Source organism: Sinisalibacter aestuarii, assembly GCF_027923545.1.
GTDB classification, from domain to species: Bacteria; Pseudomonadota; Alphaproteobacteria; order Rhodobacterales; family Rhodobacteraceae; genus Sinisalibacter; species Sinisalibacter aestuarii.
On sequence record NZ_BROH01000012.1, the window covers coordinates 38,329 to 55,405 of the forward strand.

At 65.2% G+C, this 17,077-nt stretch carries 19 protein-coding genes, 1 tRNA gene and 1 pseudogene; 14 read left to right on the top strand and 7 right to left on the bottom strand.

Annotation, left to right across the window (positions count from 1 at the left end; genetic code table 11):
* The first annotated feature begins 2 nt into the window (after nt 1–2).
* Both hisB and hisH read left to right on the top strand, forming a co-directional pair.
* Entirely contained in the window at nt 3–590 is a 588-nt protein-coding gene (gene hisB, locus QMG28_RS16710) for an imidazoleglycerol-phosphate dehydratase HisB (RefSeq protein WP_281843462.1), read from the top strand.
* Nucleotides 587–1,231 carry an imidazole glycerol phosphate synthase subunit HisH gene (hisH, locus tag QMG28_RS16715; RefSeq protein WP_281843463.1) on the top strand — a complete coding sequence of 215 codons (645 nt, stop codon included), beginning with the start codon at nt 587–589 and terminating at the stop codon, nt 1,229–1,231. Before hisB ends, hisH begins: the two co-directional genes overlap by 4 nt.
* A 6-nt stretch (nt 1,232–1,237) precedes the next feature.
* Here hisH and QMG28_RS16720 read toward each other — a convergent pair whose 3' ends face one another.
* Nucleotides 1,238–1,624, bottom strand: a complete 387-nt coding sequence (locus QMG28_RS16720) for a DUF2147 domain-containing protein (RefSeq protein ID WP_281843464.1) — start codon at nt 1,622–1,624, stop codon at nt 1,238–1,240.
* 114 nt (nt 1,625–1,738) lie between these two features.
* On the opposite strand from QMG28_RS16720, the gene hisA reads away from it, so the two are divergent.
* From hisA to QMG28_RS16740, 4 genes are all read left to right on the top strand, one after another.
* Entirely contained in the window at nt 1,739–2,461 is a 723-nt protein-coding gene (hisA, locus tag QMG28_RS16725) for a 1-(5-phosphoribosyl)-5-[(5-phosphoribosylamino)methylideneamino]imidazole-4-carboxamide isomerase (protein WP_281843465.1), read from the top strand.
* Between the two features lie 168 nt (nt 2,462–2,629).
* Nucleotides 2,630–3,340 (top strand): flavodoxin family protein, encoded by a 711-nt coding sequence (locus QMG28_RS16730; RefSeq protein WP_281843466.1) that lies wholly within the window; start codon nt 2,630–2,632, stop codon nt 3,338–3,340.
* 261 nt (nt 3,341–3,601) lie between these two features.
* Complete coding sequence (gene hisF / locus QMG28_RS16735; RefSeq protein WP_281843467.1) at nt 3,602–4,378, top strand: imidazole glycerol phosphate synthase subunit HisF; 777 nt, start codon at nt 3,602–3,604, stop codon at nt 4,376–4,378.
* A gap of 1 nt (nt 4,379) precedes the next feature.
* Nucleotides 4,380–4,703, top strand: a complete 324-nt coding sequence (locus tag QMG28_RS16740) for a phosphoribosyl-ATP diphosphatase (RefSeq protein ID WP_281843468.1) — start codon at nt 4,380–4,382, stop codon at nt 4,701–4,703.
* 12 nt (nt 4,704–4,715) lie between these two features.
* Here the strand turns inward: QMG28_RS16740 and QMG28_RS16745 are convergent, their stop codons facing one another.
* From QMG28_RS16745 to rlmB, 3 genes are all read right to left on the bottom strand, one after another.
* Nucleotides 4,716–6,032 (bottom strand): calcium-binding protein, encoded by a 1,317-nt coding sequence (locus QMG28_RS16745; protein WP_281843469.1) that lies wholly within the window; start codon nt 6,030–6,032, stop codon nt 4,716–4,718.
* A 69-nt stretch (nt 6,033–6,101) separates the two neighbouring features.
* Nucleotides 6,102–6,530: a CoA-binding protein gene (locus QMG28_RS16750; protein WP_281843470.1), complete on the bottom strand. Its 429-nt coding sequence runs from the start codon at nt 6,528–6,530 to the stop codon at nt 6,102–6,104.
* A gap of 282 nt (nt 6,531–6,812) precedes the next feature.
* The gene (gene rlmB / locus QMG28_RS16755) at nt 6,813–7,604 is read right to left on the bottom strand and encodes a 23S rRNA (guanosine(2251)-2'-O)-methyltransferase RlmB (RefSeq protein WP_281843471.1); all 792 of its coding nucleotides are present in this window, start codon (nt 7,602–7,604) and stop codon (nt 6,813–6,815) included.
* A 125-nt stretch (nt 7,605–7,729) separates the two neighbouring features.
* On the opposite strand from rlmB, the gene QMG28_RS16760 reads away from it, so the two are divergent.
* The 3 genes and pseudogenes from QMG28_RS16760 to QMG28_RS16765 all read left to right on the top strand — a co-directional run bounded on the left by QMG28_RS16760 (nt 7,730) and on the right by QMG28_RS16765 (nt 8,284).
* Nucleotides 7,730–7,813: transfer RNA gene (locus QMG28_RS16760), tRNA-Tyr, on the top strand.
* A 66-nt stretch (nt 7,814–7,879) separates the two neighbouring features.
* Nucleotides 7,880–8,026: pseudogene (locus QMG28_RS20985) on the top strand (DUF6538 domain-containing protein); the annotation flags it as partial.
* Between the two features lie 57 nt (nt 8,027–8,083).
* Nucleotides 8,084–8,284: a hypothetical protein gene (locus QMG28_RS16765; protein ID WP_281843472.1), complete on the top strand. Its 201-nt coding sequence runs from the start codon at nt 8,084–8,086 to the stop codon at nt 8,282–8,284.
* Between the two features lie 392 nt (nt 8,285–8,676).
* Here the strand turns inward: QMG28_RS16765 and QMG28_RS20990 are convergent, their stop codons facing one another.
* Genes QMG28_RS20990 through QMG28_RS16775 form a run of 3 tightly spaced genes read right to left on the bottom strand, consistent with a single transcriptional unit; the run spans nt 8,677 to nt 11,000 of the window.
* Nucleotides 8,677–9,261 (bottom strand): RES family NAD+ phosphorylase, encoded by a 585-nt coding sequence (locus QMG28_RS20990; RefSeq protein ID WP_353545365.1) that lies wholly within the window; start codon nt 9,259–9,261, stop codon nt 8,677–8,679.
* A 3-nt stretch (nt 9,262–9,264) separates the two neighbouring features.
* Nucleotides 9,265–9,615: a hypothetical protein gene (locus QMG28_RS16770; RefSeq protein WP_281843473.1), complete on the bottom strand. Its 351-nt coding sequence runs from the start codon at nt 9,613–9,615 to the stop codon at nt 9,265–9,267.
* Nucleotides 9,612–11,000, bottom strand: coding sequence for a phospholipase D-like domain-containing protein (locus tag QMG28_RS16775; RefSeq protein WP_281843474.1), 1,389 nt, complete (start codon nt 10,998–11,000; stop codon nt 9,612–9,614). The genes QMG28_RS16770 and QMG28_RS16775 overlap by 4 nt, the downstream gene beginning before the upstream one ends.
* 361 nt (nt 11,001–11,361) lie before the next feature.
* On the opposite strand from QMG28_RS16775, the gene QMG28_RS16780 reads away from it, so the two are divergent.
* The 5 genes from QMG28_RS16780 to QMG28_RS16800 all read left to right on the top strand — a co-directional run bounded on the left by QMG28_RS16780 (nt 11,362) and on the right by QMG28_RS16800 (nt 16,936).
* Nucleotides 11,362–12,153, top strand: a complete 792-nt coding sequence (locus QMG28_RS16780) for a phytanoyl-CoA dioxygenase family protein (RefSeq protein WP_281843475.1) — start codon at nt 11,362–11,364, stop codon at nt 12,151–12,153.
* A 276-nt stretch (nt 12,154–12,429) separates the two neighbouring features.
* A complete protein-coding gene (locus tag QMG28_RS16785) occupies nt 12,430–12,996 on the top strand; it encodes a 2-oxoacid:acceptor oxidoreductase family protein (RefSeq protein ID WP_281843476.1) in 567 nt (188 codons plus the stop codon).
* Nucleotides 12,989–14,164 carry a transketolase C-terminal domain-containing protein gene (locus QMG28_RS16790; protein ID WP_281843477.1) on the top strand — a complete coding sequence of 392 codons (1,176 nt, stop codon included), beginning with the start codon at nt 12,989–12,991 and terminating at the stop codon, nt 14,162–14,164. Before QMG28_RS16785 ends, QMG28_RS16790 begins: the two co-directional genes overlap by 8 nt.
* A complete protein-coding gene (locus QMG28_RS16795) occupies nt 14,164–15,237 on the top strand; it encodes a thiamine pyrophosphate-dependent enzyme (RefSeq protein WP_281843478.1) in 1,074 nt (357 codons plus the stop codon). The genes QMG28_RS16790 and QMG28_RS16795 overlap by 1 nt, the downstream gene beginning before the upstream one ends.
* A gap of 1 nt (nt 15,238) precedes the next feature.
* Complete coding sequence (locus QMG28_RS16800; RefSeq protein ID WP_281843479.1) at nt 15,239–16,936, top strand: FAD-dependent oxidoreductase; 1,698 nt, start codon at nt 15,239–15,241, stop codon at nt 16,934–16,936.
* Nucleotides 16,937–17,077 lie beyond the last annotated feature (141 nt).

A 17,077-nucleotide genomic window follows, 5' to 3' on the forward strand; every position in this document is an offset into this window, starting at 1 on the left:
CGATGCGCAGAGCCACGGTCAGCCGCCAGACGGCAGAGACGCAGATTTCCGTCGAGATTACCCTCGACGGGACGGGGGCCTATGACAACCAGACGGGCGTGGGTTTCTTCGACCACATGCTCGACCAGCTCGCGCGCCATTCGCTGATCGACATGAAAATCCGCGCCGTGGGCGATCTGCATATCGACGATCACCACACGGTGGAAGATACCGGCATCGCGCTCGGCCAGGCTTTGCGCGAGGCGCTGGGCGACAAGACGGGCATCCGCCGCTACGGCGAATGCCACCTGCCGATGGACGAGGCGCAGGTTCGCGCAGCGCTCGATCTGTCGGGCCGCGCCTTCCTTGTCTGGAACGTCGAGTTTCCGACGCCGAAGATCGGCAGCTTCGACACCGAGCTGGTGCGCGAGTTCTTCACCGCTTTCGCCGGCAATGGCGGCATCACCCTGCATGTCGACAAGCTTCACGGCTTCAACTCGCACCACATCGCCGAGGCGGCGTTCAAGGCTGTCGCGCGGGCGCTGCGCGACGCGGTCGAGACCGATCCGCGCAAGGGTGATGCGATCCCCTCCACCAAAGGTGCGCTGTGACCGGGCTGACGGCGCTCATCGACTACGAGAGCGGCAATCTGCACTCGGCCCAGAAGGCGTTTGAGCGCATGGCGCGCGAGACCGATGCGGGCGAGGTCGTGGTTACCTCCGACCCGGCACTGGTGGCGCGCGCCGACCGGATCGTGCTGCCGGGCGATGGCGCCTTTCCCGCCTGCCGCCGCGCGCTGTTTGAGCATTCGGGCATCTTCGAGGCGATGGACGAGGCGGTGAACCGCCGGGGCGTGCCGTTTTTCGGGATCTGTATCGGCATGCAGATGCTCGCCGATACCGGCCGCGAATACGAAGATACGCCGGGCTTTGGCTGGATCGGCGGCGAGGTGGTGGAAATCGCCCCCGAAGACCCGGCGCTGAAAGTGCCGCATATGGGCTGGAACGATCTGGTGATCGACCATGCCCACCCGGTGCTCGCGGGGATCGAAACCGGCGACCATGCCTATTTCGTCCATTCCTACCACTTCCGGGTGGCAAATCCGCAGGAGCGGCTGGCGCATGTGGATTACGCGGGCGAGGTGACCGCCGTGGTCGGCAAGGGCAATGTCTTCGGCACCCAGTTCCACCCGGAAAAAAGCCAGGCGGCGGGGCTCAGGATCATCGCCAATTTTCTCGGCTGGCAGCCCTGAACCGGGCTATTGCAACCGGGTCCAGGTCTGGGCCTTGCACAGAAGCCCGCCCGCGACGCAGCCCGACAGGCTCAGCGTGTTGCCCGCAAGCTCCATCTTGCCGATATAGATCTTGTCGTTGGCCGGGCGCCAGACCGATCCGCGATATTGCCCGTCGCCGGTGTTTTCCATGTTGATCACCAGCGCCTTGCCGATGTTTTCGGAGTCGTATTCGCCGGTATCGTCAAAGGTGCGTCGGATCCAGCCGCAGGTCTTGCCGCCCGAGCAGGCGGCCATCTCGACATAGGCATAGGACCCGTCATCCACCTCCGTTTTCCACATCCCGTGAACCGGGTCGGCCAGGGCGAGGCCGGGGGCGAGGGCGAGAGCCGCGGCGAGCAAGGTTTTCTTCATGGAATCCTCCCTGATATGCGGCCATCCTGCCCGTCAGCGTCTGGCGCGGCAAGCGTGCTGGACGCAGGGCGCGCGGCGTGCGAAAAGCCGCGCGTGACAATCCGGAGCCCGGCCATGATCCTCTACCCCGCCATCGACCTGAAAGACGGCCAATGCGTGCGCCTGCTGCGCGGCGAGATGGAGGCGGCGACCGTCTTCAACGACGATCCGGCGGCGCAGGCAAAAGCCTTCGAGGCGGCGGGCTGCGAGTGGATCCATCTCGTCGATCTGAACGGCGCCTTCGCCGGCGCGCCGGTGAATGCGGCGGCGGTCGAGGCGATCCTCGCCGCCATCGACGTGCCCGCCCAGCTTGGCGGCGGCATCCGCGACATGGCGACGATCGAAAGCTGGCTCGCCAAGGGCCTCGCCCGGGTGATCCTCGGCACCGTGGCGGTGGAAAACCCCGATCTGGTGCGCGAGGCGGCCCGCGCCTTCCCCGGCCAGGTGGCGGTGGGGATCGACGCGCGCGGCGGCAAGGTGGCGACGAAGGGCTGGGCCGAGGAAACCGATGTCGAGGTGACCGACCTTGCCCGCAGCTTCGAGGATGCCGGCGTCGCCGCGATCATCTACACCGACATCATGCGCGACGGCGCGATGCAGGGCCCGAATATCGAGGCGACGGCAGCGCTCGCCAAGGCCGTCTCGATCCCGGTGATCGCCTCTGGCGGGGTGAGTTCGCTCGACGATCTGCGCGCGCTCAAATCCTGCGGCGCGCCTCTGAATGGCGCCATTTCCGGCCGCGCGCTCTATGACGGCGCCATCGACCTCAAGGAAGCGCTCTCGGTGATGAAGGGCTGAGCGGGGTTCCACCGCCCGCCCTGCCTCGCGGCGACGTGAGCCGACAAAACGCCCCGGACCGCCTAGTCTGATGGCATGGCGCGCGCCGTGCCCGGTGCGCACGGTGCGCCCGCAGGCACTGTGCCGCGAGAGGATTCGGTGCCTCCAACCGACCCAACGGGAGGAGCAATGTCGACACTCACCGCCCTCTACCTCAACACCTCGCTGAAGCGCGACGGGGCCGGGAGCCACACCGCGCTCTTGATGTCGGCCTCGGCCCGCATTCTGCGCAACGAAGGCGTGGCGGTCGATACGATCCACATGCTCGACCACCAGGTGCCGCCCGGCATCTACCCCGACATGACCGAACATGGCTGGGAGCGCGACGACTGGCCGGCGCTGTGGCAGAAGGTCAGGGCGGCCGATATCCTCGTGGTCGGCACCCCGCTCTGGCTCGGCGAGGAAAGCTCGGTGTGCCGGGTGCTGATCGAGCGGCTTTATGGCATGTCGGGTCTGCTCAACGACCGGGGGCAATCGGTGTTCTACGGCAAGGTCGCGGGGTCGGTCATCACCGGCAACGAAGACGGCATCAAGCACGCGGCGATGACCCTCGGCTTTGCCATGAACCATCTCGGCTACACGATCCCGCCACAGGCCGATTGCGGCTGGATCGGCGAAGCCGGGCCGGGGCCGTCCTATGGCGACGAGGCGGAGGATGGCAGCCGGGCGGGCTTCGGCAACGATTTCACCCAGCGCAACACCACGATCATGACCTGGAACCTCCTCCACCTCGCCCGCATCCTCAATGCCGCCGGCGGCTACCCGCGCGAGGGCAATGACCGCGAAGCCTGGCAGGCGGGGGAACGTTTCGGGTTCGTCAATCCCGACCGGCGCGTTTGAACGCTGCCCGCGCTACACCCTTCATCTTGCCCAAAATATCCCGGGGGTGCGGGGGCAGCGCCCCCGCCTCGGTCGGATTGGCGAAGCCAATTCGACATCACATGCTGCCGGCGGTCATGTCATAAGCCCCGGCGCTGCATATCCGCGCATCGTCCGAGGCCAGAAACAGCACCATCCGCGCCACGTGCACCGGGTCGATCAGCTCGGGCATGCATTGCGCCGCCCCTTGCCGCGCCGCCGCCCGCACCGTATGTGAACCCCATGTTGAAGACCCGCATCATCCCCTGCCTCGACGTGGCCGATGGCCGCGTGGTCAAAGGCGTGAATTTCGTCGATCTCGTCGATGCCGGCGATCCGGTCGAGGCCGCCAAGGCCTATGACGCGGCGGGGGCGGATGAGCTGACCTTCCTCGACATCCACGCCACCCATGAGAACCGCGGCACGATGTACGATCTCGTCACCCGCACGGCGGAGCAATGCTTCATGCCGCTCACCGTCGGTGGCGGCGTGCGCACGCAGGACGATGTGCGCCAGCTCCTGCTGGCCGGGGCCGACAAGGTAAGCTTCAATTCCGCCGCCGTGGCCGATCCGAACGTGGTGGCCGAGGCCGCCGACCGCTTCGGTTCGCAATGCATCGTCGTCGCCATCGACGCCAAGACGGTGGAGACCGACGCCGACGGCATCGGCACGCGGTGGGAAATCTTCACCCATGGCGGGCGCAAATCCACCGGGGTGGACGCGGTGGACTTTGCCCGCACGGTCGTGGCGAGAGGGGCGGGGGAGATCCTGCTCACCTCGATGGACCGCGACGGCACCCGCGCCGGGTTCAATATCCCGCTTACCCGCACCATCGCCGATGCGGTGGAGGTGCCGGTGATCGCGTCCGGCGGCGTCGGCACGCTCGACCACCTCGTCGAAGGGGTGACCGAGGGGCACGCCTCTGCCGTGCTGGCCGCCTCGATCTTTCATTTCGGCGATTACACCATCCGCGAGGCCAAGGAACACATGGCCGCAGCGGGCATCCCCATGAGGCTCTGAGATGACGACGCCGCAAAACGCCCTCGACCGCCTTGCCGACACCATCGAGAAACGCCGTGGCGTGAACCCGCGCGACAGCTGGACGGCGGCCTTGCTCGCCAGGGGGCCGGAGAAATGCGCCGAAAAATTCGGCGAAGAGGCGGTGGAAGCGATCATCGAGGCGGTGAAGGGCGACAATGACAAGCTCGTCGCCGAGGCTGCCGATGTGCTCTATCACCTGCTCGTCATGCTGGCCGCGCGCGAGGTGAGCTTTGCCGATGTGCTGGCCGAGCTGGAGCGGCGCGAGGGCACCTCCGGCATCGCCGAGAAAGCCTCGCGCGGCTGAGCGGGCCGGCTTTCAGAACAGGAAATCCTTCGCGGTCAGATCGTCCAGCGCGATCCCGTCGAGCGTGAGCGTCTCGCCGGTATCGGTGGTGATGACCACATCGTCGCCCACCTGCGCCGCATGGTTCGCCTTCAGATCGGCAAAGCCGGTGATCGAGGCCACCCCGGCCAGACGCAGGCTATCGCCGCCGCCGGGCGCGAAATCCGTGATCCGGTCATGGCCGAAGCCGTCGGCGAAGATGAAAACGTCCTTGCCGCCGCCGCCGGTCAGAATGTCGTCATCGGCCCCGCCCGACAGCAGGTCGCCATGCGCGCCGCCCGAGATCACGTCATTGCCGGTGCCGCCATAAAGCTTGTCGGCGCCCAGGCCGCCCAGGATCGTGTCGTCGCCCTCATTGCCGTAGATCCGGTCGGTGGCGTTCAGGCCGGTCAGCCAGTCGGCTCCGTCGCCGCCGAATATCCGGTCGCGGCCGGCGCCGCCGAAGATGGTATCGGCGCCGATGCCGCCATAGAGCAGATCGTTGCCGCCCGCGCCGCGAAGCAGATCGTCGCCATCGCCACCAAGGCCGAGATCGTTGCCCCGGCCGGCGAGAAGCCGGTCGTTCCCGTCGCCGCCCAGAGCCGCGTCATGACCGCGGGCGCTGTTCAGCCTGTCGTCGCCGGACCCGCCCGACAGCACGTCACGCCGCCAGTCGCCGGTGAGCACGTCGGCCACCCCGTCCGCGCCGATCTGAAGGCTGAGATGGGCGGCAAAGGTGGCCTCGATCCGCGCCTGCAGCTTTTGCGGCAGATCCGCGATCAGATCGCCAATCGCCTCCAGCGTCGCATCGCCGGTGCCGAAGGGCAGGGCATAGCCGCCGAACATCGCGATATATTCCGAGATCGGCGTGCCATAGGCGTCGGCGAGCCGGGCGTTGCCGCCGGAGTCGAGCCAGTCGATCACATTGCCCGAGCCGAGCAGATGCGCGCCGGCGATGAGGCCGCTGGCGGTGATGCGGATGCCGCCCACCGTCTGGCCCAGGTAGTCGTCGGCGCCGACGGCCTTGAGATATTGCCAGACCAGCTTGAACCAGTCATCCGCGGCGGCGTCCTGCGCCGCGGCGCTGGCGAGGAATTCGGCCTTGCTGTCGATCCCGAGCTTGCCGGTCCAGCCGCCGGAATAATCGTTGTCCCACCACTTGCCGTCACCGTTGACGAAGCCGAGATCCACCAGCGCGCCTTCGCCGAACTGGTAGGCGCCCAGATAGTCGAGCGTATTCACGAGGGTGTAGTTGCCGGAACTTTCGCGAAACCTGATCGCGGATAGAAAATCCTCGTAGGAAAAGCCCATCTCCTGCCTCCTGCTCTGTGCAAGTTATCGTGGTATTGCCAGAGCAATGCGGCAAAAGTTTGGAACGGGTCAAGCCAGCAGGCGGCTATGTTCGATCTTTGGGCAATGATCCTCCACATAGGCGAGCCCATGATCGGCGGACATCTGCCGGGCCTCGTCCGAGACCACGCCGATCTGGAGCCAGACCGTCCTGAGATCGGGTAACTCGTTCAGCGCGGTCGCGACGATGGGCGGCACATGTTCCGAAGCGCGGAAAACGTCGAGCATGTCGACCTGCGCGTCTTTCGGGATCGAGGCAAGATCGGCCACCACCGTTTCGCCCATGAAGTCCTGCCCGGCGAGGCCGGGGTTTACCGGGATCACCCGGTAGCCCTGCTCGGCGAGGTATTTCGCCACTTTGTGGCTGGCCCGGTCGGGTTTGGCGGAAAACCCCACCAGCGCGATCACGCGGGTGGTGGTGAGGATCTCGCGGAAATGGTCGTCGGAATACTTTGTCATGCGCCCCGTGATACGCCGGTGCCGGACCGAGGGGAAGCGCGACCTTTTGGCCCGGCAGGCGAGGCGGATGAGGCTGGCAAAGAAAGCGCCCGGGAAGGGCCCGGGCGCAGTTTGTGGAACGAGGGACAGTGAATTGAGATTACGGACGTTCCACGGTCCGCTCTCGGTATCTCACATATGATGCGCCGGGCGCGGAAAAAGGGGTGGTCAAGAAAGCGTGAGATCACCGGAACGTGTCGGCGGAAACCGGCCGACCCCGGTATCGCCCGCCCGCGCTACCCGTCAGCCCCGCGCGACGGCGGCATAGAGCGCCACGGCGGCGGCGTTGGACACGTTGAGCGAGCCGAAATCGCGGGCGAAGGGGATCTTCACCAGCGAATCGCAGGTCTCTTTCGTCTTGTCGCGCAGGCCCGGCCCTTCGGCGCCGAGCACCAGGCCCACCGGCTGGCCGGCAAGCGGCGTGAGCGCCTCGCCAAGCGTGGCTTCGGCGTCGCCATCGAGGCCGAGAAGCGTGTAGCCCAACGCCTTCAGCTCCTCCATCGCGCGGGCGAGGTTGGCCACCCGCAGATAGGGCTGGCGCTCCAGCGCGCCCGAGGCGGTCTTGGCCAGCGCCCCCGTCTCCGGCGCCGAGTGCCGTGCCGGCGCGATCACCGCCACTGCGCCGAACACCTCCGCCGAGCGCAGGATCGCGCCCACGTTATGCGGGTCCGACACCCGGTCGAGCAGCACCACGAGCGGGGCCGGCTGGCCGGGATGCGGCGCGCAGAGATCGTCGGGCCTGCCCCAGTCGAGCGGCTTCACCTCCAGCGCCGCGCCCTGGTGCACCGATTGCGGATCGAGCGGGGCGGGGAACTTGCGCGCATCGGCCATTTCGGGCGCGATCCCGCCCGCGGCGATGGCCTCGCCGAGCCGGTCGGCGGCGTTCTTGGTGACGATGAGGCGCAGCTTTTCGCGGGCCGGGTTCATCAGCGCGTCGCGCACCGCATGGAGGCCGAAGAGCCAGACGGTTTCAGCCGCCGCCGCCCGCCGCCCGCGCTCCTTCTCCACCACCCATTTCGGCTTTTTCGTCACCATCCGGCTCCCGCTGCATCGGGGGCGGACAATGGGCGGGGCCCGCGCCGAGCGCAAGGGATTTTCGGCTTGACGGAGGCCGGGGGCGCTTGTATCTCCCCCCTCGTTCCGGCCTTCGTGGCCGGCACGGGCGACGAGCTGCAAGGTGCGGCAGCGGACTGTAACTCCGCCGGGGAGACCCATGCCTGGTTCGATTCCAGGGTCGCCCACCATTCCTCCTCTTTTCAAGTGCTTAGAACGCAGAACCTCCCGGTGCGACAAACTGGTGAGACATATCTATGCGCTTGGCGGCTTATCTAAGTACCTCAAGGCACGGCATTTTCTACTTCCGCTGGCCGATCCCCCCAAGTTTGCACCCTGAGCAAAAACGTCGAGACATCAAGGTTTCTTTGGGCACAAGATGCCCGAGGAGCGCGAGGCAAGTTTCGAGGCTGCTCGGCATAGCTGGACATTCCATGCTCACCGCCCCAACAGTGCGGCGCATGAGATACGACGACATCCGCAAACACGTTCAAGAGCACTTCCGCGAGCTGCTCGCCCAGTTCAAGGATGAGGTGGCGGAAGGCGGCCCGATGGACGGGATGCGGCTAGAGGCGCTGGTAAACGCTCAGGGCCTTGCTGAGGGCGATCCCGAAGGCTGGGCGGCACTGATATCCGCCCTGACGGCGCTGACAGGCTCCTGAGGGCGTTCTGTGAGCGTCGTGGCCTGTCCTATGACGATCTCGCAGCGGATGACCGCACACACATTCTCTCGATGCTGCAAAGTGGCCAGCGGGCGTATGCTACGGCGGCGCTCGATCACAATGCGGGCCTCGGCGTCCTCGACTTGGACGATGGGCCTGTACGGGCGGCTGAGGCGCGCGCAGATCCCGCTCCGCCTCCGATGTGGTCGAGAGTGCAGCCTACGTTAAGATGTTTCAAACGTCAACGTAGGTTGTGCATGTTACAAAGCGGACAGCATGACGGGCTGCGGCGGGCAGGGGGGTATGGGGGAAACTGGGGGCGGGCAGTGGGATAGATAGGGGCACAGAAAAATGTGTCGGAAAATTACGCCGAGTTGTGGCGCAGATTGGGCCTATCTCATTTGGCGTTCCCATTCGCTCCAATCAACGGGTCCATGGTCTTTGACTTCTTCGAAGCTACCCGGGCCTGCGTTGTCGCAGAAGATGACTAGGTTCGAACAATCCCACCTCGCGTTTGGAACCTTCAGACCCTGGATTAGCCGGTCATTACCTGACCCTAAGAAATGCGCGGCCTCCGCAACTTCTTGGCATCGCGGGTACTCGTCGGCACGCTCAGCGTAGGACAGTTGACCGTAGCTGGCCGTATTGACCCCGAGTGCCGCGATTGTTGCCAAGTCGCTCAAATCGAGGGTGGCGTCCAGTTCAATGTCAAGCTCATGTAGCCGATAGCGAACTTGCGAGGGAAATACTGGTTGGCCCCGTTTCAGGTGGAAGTACATTTCGGCAACTGCGCCTTCCCGGGTAGTGGAGGTGTACAGTACGTCGAAGCTGCCGTCATCCCAGCGACCGCCCGCAGATGCGCAGTCGCATGGGCTGCGAGTATCCCGAACAACGCGCCAAGCTGGGCCTCGGTGCTGAATTACTTCAAGCGCCTCGATTGCGTCCAATAGGGCACTGTCTCTCGGCAGGGTTGCCATGTCCTACAAGAATACCTCTGCTGCGAGGCGATTGATGACCTTCAGGACGTCCTCTGTCCTGCCCTCGTGGATTAGGTCAATGGCGCGCTCATCCGACAGTTGTGGGTGGCGGGCATACAGCCACGCCCTGATCTCTGCACTGGTATAGAAATCTCTCAGCCGCTGAACGACATAGTGAAGATCTGAAAGGACCAACTCGTTCTTGGGTTGTGGGTTCAGGGACCCCGACTTCCAGCGAGACACTGTTGCCTTAGACACCGAGGTGATGTTGGCAATATCAGTCCCTTTAAGCCCACCGTCTTTGGATAGGTCTTCGATATTTCTAGCAACTGGCGTCATGTGAAGCTGGTTCATGATTTTTGTCCGATTTCGATGTCTGTGCCGCTATCCCGCCGGGGGCAAACTGGTCGCGCGCGGTGGGGGCGGTCTTTCTTCTCCTCATGCATGTGCTCGAACGCACTGCGCATCTTCCCGATCTTGTCGCTGTGATCTGCCAGTCTTACCAGCAGCCTTTCGAGGTCTACCCCGCGCTGCTCAGCTTCTTCTTTCTTCGGTTTCAAGTTCTTAACCTGACGAGCGTTACGATCCACTTCTTTGACGCGGTGCTCCAAGAAGTGGTCGGCTCTGCGTTGGTCCGGCACCGCAGCAATGGTCGCCAGATGCGTCAAAGCCTCATGCGCTGCGACGCGCTTCGTGTCCGCGATCATGTCGCCAATACCATTTGGGCACACCTTTCGATCCGGGCATACCAGCAACCTTTTGCCGCCGCGCGCCGAGCACATAACCTCAAACTCCGGAACGGACAGTGAGCGATTTAGGCCGGGTACGCTCACTCGCTTCTGTGATCCACCCTTTTGCCCATCGCGCGGAGCAGGGGGCTTCTCCCAACCGGACGCCGAAAAACGTTCCCTTTCGCCTATCCCGTGTGCCAGCCCAGACACCGCACCGAAGGCAACAGCAGCTTCGCCAACCAGACCGCCTAGGTAGTCGGAAATAATGGGCTTGCCAAGGTTGTGCAGGCCGTGAAGCGCACTGAGAAACCTCGCGGCAGCAAGCGGACCAGCATCATTGCCAAATCCGGAGGCGCGAAGCCAGAGATTGTCAAAGGGCAACCCGTCGAGGCCTGCAACGAACTCGCTGCGTTTTGCGGCATCGTTGATCTCTGTATGTTTGGTCACAAGTAAGTAGTCGATGCCAATGCTGCTACCGCCCTCGCGGTCCAGAGCCTCACGCAGATATTCACAAGAGCGCCGGTCAACTTCAAACCAACCGTCGAAGTCCTTCGCATTGATGAAGTGGCCCGGTGCAAGCACTGCATCGACGCCGAACTCAACAGCGCAGCGCGCGATCTCGCCGAAAATATCATCAGCCCGTTTGGCCGCGAAGAACTCGGGGCCAATTGGGCCTCCCGGGTTCATTGCGCCCCACGGAGCGTGTTTGGGCCAGCCTCCAAACTTGTTGTGGGCTGCTAGTTCGGCCGCCTTCGTGTCCATCACAACTTCCGCGCCAGCAGCCTTGAATGCTCGAATGATCTCACGCTGATGCGATATGCGAGAGGCATCCACCACGACACGGGTCGCGGGTAGGCGTCCTTCAACAAGCATAGAGCCAAGCCGCTGATAGGCCGTTTCGCCAAGGCGGATGTACTGGCCGACAGGCGTAGTCGGGTGAGCTGCAAAGGGGAACTCTACTACGTTGGTAGGCATCGCGGGCCTCGCGAGTTGATGTTCTTGTTGCATCAATGTACGCCCGTGAAACAAAAAAGTCAATCTTTTGCCCGAGCAGTCCACTGCACCTTGCGCGCAATACGCTGGTGCGACACAAGAGTGAGACACAACGCAAACCTCGCTCTTGGCGAGTTCTGCAATATCAAGCGCTTGCGGTGATGGTGGGCATTCCAGGGTCGCCCACCATTCCCCCACACCACGATCACACATTGCGCGCCATTGTCGTGCCGGGGCAAAGCCTGTAGCCTCACCCTATGATGTTCACGTCCACATTCTTCCCGCTGGTCTGAACGGCTGATGTCGTTTCGGCGCCGCTGCGCCGGTCAGATCAGAACGGCCCCGCGGAGGCGGTGGCCGATAGGGAGAATGTTTCATGCACGACAATGCAATAACCGGCCTGACCGAGCGTCAGGTCCGCACCTTCATCGACGAGGGATTCGTCAAACTCGAACAGGCGTTCAGCCCCGAACTGGCCGCGCAATGCAGGGATGAGCTGTGGCGCGATATCGGCCTGTCGCCGGACGCGCCCGAGGACTGGCGTGCGCCGGTCGTGCGGGTGGCGGCGAAGGCCACGCCGCCTTTCGTGGCCGCGGCCAACACACCCCGGCTGCATGCGGCTTACGATCGGCTGGCCGGTGTGAACCGCTGGCTGGCGCCGGGCGGGCTGGGCACCTTTCCGATCCGCTTCCCGTCGCCCGAGGATCCGGGCGATCTCGGCTGGCATGTGGATGCCAGTTTCGGCACCGACAACCCGGACTTCATGGAATGGCGGGTGAACGTGACGAGCAGCGGGCGGGCCTTGCTCATGCTGTTCCTGTTCTCCGATACCGGCCCCGAGGATGCGCCGACGCGCATCCGCAAGGGCTCGCACAGGGTCATCGCGCGTGAGCTGCTGCCTTACGGCACCGCGGGCGCGACGTTGCGGCAGCTCGGGCGCGACGGGTTTTCCTCGACCGAGCGGTGCGAGGTGGAGCTGGCGACGGGGGCGGCGGGCACGGTCTATCTGTGCCATCCGTTCCTGGTTCATGCCGCCCAGCCGCATCGTGGCACCGTGCCGCGCTTCATGGCGCAGCCGCCGCTGGTGCCGAGGGGCGCGTTCGACCCGGCGCTGCCGCCGTCGCCGGTGCAGATCGCGATCCGCGAGGCCTGCGGTTTGACGCTGTAGGCACAAACGGGTCCGGGGCTGTTCGAGCGGCCCCGGATTTGTGCGGCTGGTGCCGAGCCACGGGGTGCCGGCAACAATATTGCCCCCTCCCAAGCCGCGCCGATCCATCCTTGCGCGGGCCGAATTTGACGCGGGAAAAAACCTTGCCCGGGCCAAAAACCTTGTCACAGATCATGGTTTGGCAGGGGCACAGCCCGCACAACGGAGCCAACCCGGCGAATCCTCCGCGCGCGTTTCGCGCCCGTGCCGGGGCCTTGGCATCCAGAGAGGCACACAATGATCGAATACAGAATTCATGGCCGAGGGGGGCAGGGCAGCGTTGCCGCTGCCTACCTGCTCGCCGCCGCCGCCTTTGAGGCGGGGTTTACCTGTCAGGCATTTCCCGCCTTCGGCGCAGAGCGGCGGGGCGCGCCGGTGATGGCCTTCGTGCGGATCGACGACAAGCCGATCACGCTCAGGAGCCAGGTGCGCAATCCCGATTTCATGATCGTGCAGGACGATACGCTGCTGCTCGATCCGAACCTGACCGCCGGGCTCAGGCCGGGCGGCGCGATGCTGGTCAATTCCCGCCGTCCGGCCGAGGATTTCGCAAAGCGGTTCGATACGCGGGTGGTTGCCTTCCCGGCGACGGACCTCGCCGTTGAGGTGATCGGCAAGCCGATCCCCAATACCGCGCTGCTCGCCGCCTTCCTCGCGCTGACCGAAACGGTGCCGCAGGAGGCGCTGGCCGCCGCGCTCAGGGGCCGGTTCCACGGGGCTGTGCTCGATAAAAACCTCGTTCTGATCGAAACAGCCGCCAAGGCCGTCGAGCAGGGCGCCTGGAAGGAGTTGGCCGATGCGTGAAGCACTTGAAGGCTCGCTGGCCATTGCCCGCGCCGTGTCGATGGCCAAGCCGGACGTGGTGGCCGCCTATCCGATCACACCGCAGACCCATATCGTCGAGAATATCTCCAAGCTGGTGGCCGAGGGCGATCTGCACACCGAATTCGTGAGTGTCGAGAGCGAGTTCTCGGCGGCTTCGGTGGTGCTCGGCGCCGCCGCCGCAGGCGCGCGCGCCTATACCGCCTCGGCCTCGCAGGGCATCCTGTTGATGAGCGAGGTGATGTTCAACATCTCCGGCCTTCGTGTGCCGCTGGTGATGACCATCGCCAACCGTGCCGTCGGCGGCCCGCTCAACATCTGGAACGACCAGTCCGACACGATGGCGGTGCGCGATGCCGGCTGGATTCAGCTGCACTGCATCTCCAATCAGGAGGCGGTGGATACCACGCTTCAGGCGTTCCGCATCGCGCAGGAAACCGACCTGCCGGTCGCGGTGAACATGGACGGGTTCGTGCTCACCCACACGATGGAAGTGATCGACATGCCGACGCAGGCCGAGGTCGATGCCTTTCTGCCGCCGTTCGAATTCGCCGGTCAGCTCGATCCGGCCAATCCGCGCTCGATGGGCACGCTGGTCGATCCGAACTTCTTCCCCGAAGTGCGCCACAGCCATCATGCGGCAATGGGCAAGGCGCTGGCCAAGATCGAAGAGATCGACGCCGCTTTCGCCAAGGTCTTTGGCCGTGAAAGCGGCGGGCTGCTCACCGTCGAGGGCGACAAGAAGGCCAGGGTAGGCATACTCGCCATGGGCTCGGTCGTCGGCACGATGCTGGCGGGCTATGAGGACTTCAAGGACGAGGTTGGCCCCGCCCGGATCATCAAGCTGCGCAGCTTCCGGCCCTTCCCGGCCAAGGCGCTGCGCAAGGCGGTGAAAGGGCTCGACAAGCTGGTGGTGATCGACCGCGCCATTTCGCCCGGCATGGGCGGCGTGCTCGGCACCGAGGTCTCCGCCGTGCTCTCGACCATGGACAAGGCGCCCAAGGTCTACAACTACGCGCTGGGCCTCGGTGGGCGCGACATTCCCGAAAACATGTATCGTGATCTGTTGAAGCTGGTCGAAGACAAGAAAGCCCCGCGCTTTGCCGTCCTCGACGCCGATCTCGAAAAACTTGCGCCGGAGGACAGGTAATGGCCCCACGTTCCGACACATCCAAGCGCCTGAGCGAGCTCAGGATGAAACATGGCCGGCCCCCGGCCTCGCCGCTGGAGCCGAAGGCCGAGAAGGCCGAAACGCTGCGTGAGGCGCAGCCGCGCTTCCGGGGGCTGGAAAGCGGCCACCGCGCCTGTCAGGGCTGCGGCGAGGCGCTGGCCGCCCGGCTGGTGATGGAAAGCGCGGGGCCTGACGTGATGGTGGCCAACGCCACCGGCTGCCTAGAGGTGTTCTCCACCCCGTGGCCGCAATCGGCCTGGCGGGTGCCGTGGATTCACTCGCTGTTTGAAAACTCCGCCGCCGTCGCCTCCGGCATGGAGGCGGCGATGAAGGCGAAGGGCAAGAACACCAAGGTGCTCAGCTTCGGCGGCGACGGAGGCACCTACGATATCGGCTTTCAGGCCCTGTCGGGGATGCTGGAGCGCCACCACAACGTGCTCTACGTCACCTATGACAACGAAGCCTACATGAACACCGGCATCCAGCGTTCGTCGTCGACGCCGCACGCGGCCACGACCACCACCAGCCCCGCCGGCAAGGAACGGATGGGCAAGCGGCACCTGAAGAAAGACCTTCTCAGCATCATCGCCGCCCACCACATTCCCTATGCCGCCTCGGCCTCGGTGGCCTATCCGGCGGATTTGCAGCGCAAGGTGCGCTACGCGATGGGGGTGGAAGGGCCGACCTTCCTCGTCATCCACTCGCCTTGCCCGCTCGGCTGGCGGCATGACAGTGCGCTCACCGTCGAGGTCGCAAGGCGCGCGGTGCAATGTGGTCTGTTCCCGCTCGTCGAGCTGGAACGCGGGGCGCTGACCAATATCATGCCGATCCGCGAGCCGCGCCCGGTGGCCGATTACCTCGAATTGCAGGGCCGCTTCGCGCATCTGTTCCGCAAGGACGATTACCGCGCGCAGGAAGAGCTCGACCACCTTCAGGCGCTCGCCGATCACAATATCGAAACCTATGGCCTCAAGGGCGAAGGGCTCGACCCGATGGATTCCACCGGCATGTCCCATGTGCGCCGCGGCGGCCCGCTGGCGGGGAGGAGTTGAGATGGTGCAACTGACACGCGGAACCTGGGCGCAGGCCGGCACCTCGCTCGATTTCAAAACCGGCAACTGGCGCTCGACCCAGCGCCCGGTGCATGTGCACGCGAAAGCCGCCTGCCACGCCGCCTGTCCGGCGGGGGAAGACCAGCAGGCCTGGTTTGCCCTGTTGCAGGAGCAGAAGGTGCAGGACGCTTGGGTCTCGCTCGTTCACGCCAACCCGATGCCGGGGGTGACCGGGCGGGTCTGCCCGCATCCCTGCGAAACCGCCTGCAACCGCACCGGCGTCGATGGCGCTTTGGCGATCCACAATGTCGAACGCTGGCTCGGCGACGAGGCGGTGCGGCTGGGCTGGGATTATCCGGTGGAACCGCCGGCGGCGAATGCGCCGACCGTGGCGATCGTCGGCGCCGGGCCGGGCGGCATTTCTGCCGCCTATCACTGCGTCCGGCTCGGCATGAAGGCCGAGATCTTCGAGGCGCTGCCCGAGGCCGGCGGGTTGCTGCGCTCGGCGATCCCGCCCACCCGTCTGCCCCGCAATGCGCTGGACGGCGAGCTCAACCGCATCCTCGATCTGCCCGGCATCACGCTCAACACCCGCCAGCGGCTGGGGCGTGACCTGACCATTGACGGGTTGCGCGCGCAATTCGCCGCCGTGCTGCTCTCGCCCGGCTGCGAGCTGCCCAAACACTGGTCGGTCAAGGGCGCCGTGCCCGCCGATCTGCACGAGGGCCTCCAGCTTCTGCGCGACTTCATGGATCACGGCGCGCTGCCGGATGCGGCCAAGGGCGACGTGATCGTTCATGGCGGCGGCAACACGGCGATGGATATCTGCCGGATCATGAAGCGCGCCGGCGCGAAATCGGTCACCCTCATCACCGCCTCCGGCCTGCCCGGGCCCGGCACGGCGCCCGACGACATCATCAACGTCGTCCCGCGCGAGCTGGAAGAGGCGCAGGAAGAGGGGATCGAGATCATCGACCACGCCACCGTGAGCCGCCTGATCATGAAGGGCAGCCGGGTGACCGGCGTCGAGATCGTGTCGCTCAAGAAGGAAGCGGGCAAGGACGGGCGCAAGCGCCGGGTCGAATTCGAGGGCACCGAACGGGTGGTCTCGGTCGACATGGTGGTGCCCTGCGTCGGCGAACAGGTCGAGCCGGAGGCGTTCGAGGGCTATCTCGACGGCGCCTATTTCTGGCCCGACAACCCGTTCGGCCGGATCGCCGACCGGGTCTTCGCCATCGGCGACGCGCGCGGCAACCGTGGCACGGTGGCGGCCGCCATCGGCGACGGACGGCTGGCAGCCGAAGCGGTGGCCGCCGAGCTTTCGGGCGAGGCCGACCCCTTCGCCGACGAGCGCCCGGTTATGGAACTCGACGGGCTCAACACCGCCTATTACGCCGGCTCGTCGCGGGCGCGGGTGGCGAAACTGCCGGTGAGCGAACGCACCTTCGAGGCCGAAATCGAAGGCCCGATCAGCCGCTCGGAGGCGCTGGCCGAGGCGCAGCGCTGCCTGTCTTGCGGCAATTGCCTGGCCTGTGACAATTGCTGGACGATGTGCCCCGACAACGCGGTGATCAAGACCACCGAACTGGCGATGGACGGTTCGCATTACGTGTTCGACTACGATTACTGCAAAGGCTGCGGGCTCTGCGTGCAGGAATGCCCGACCGGCTATATCCAGTCGGTGCCGGAAACCGCCTGAACCATTGGGATGGGAGGAAGGGCCGGGGGGCAGAGATGCCTCCCGGCCTTTCCTTTTGGCAGGCCGGGGCAGGGGGGCGCTGCCCCCCTCTTGGCCTTTGGCCAATTCACCCCCCGAGGTATTTGGCGAACAGAGAATCGG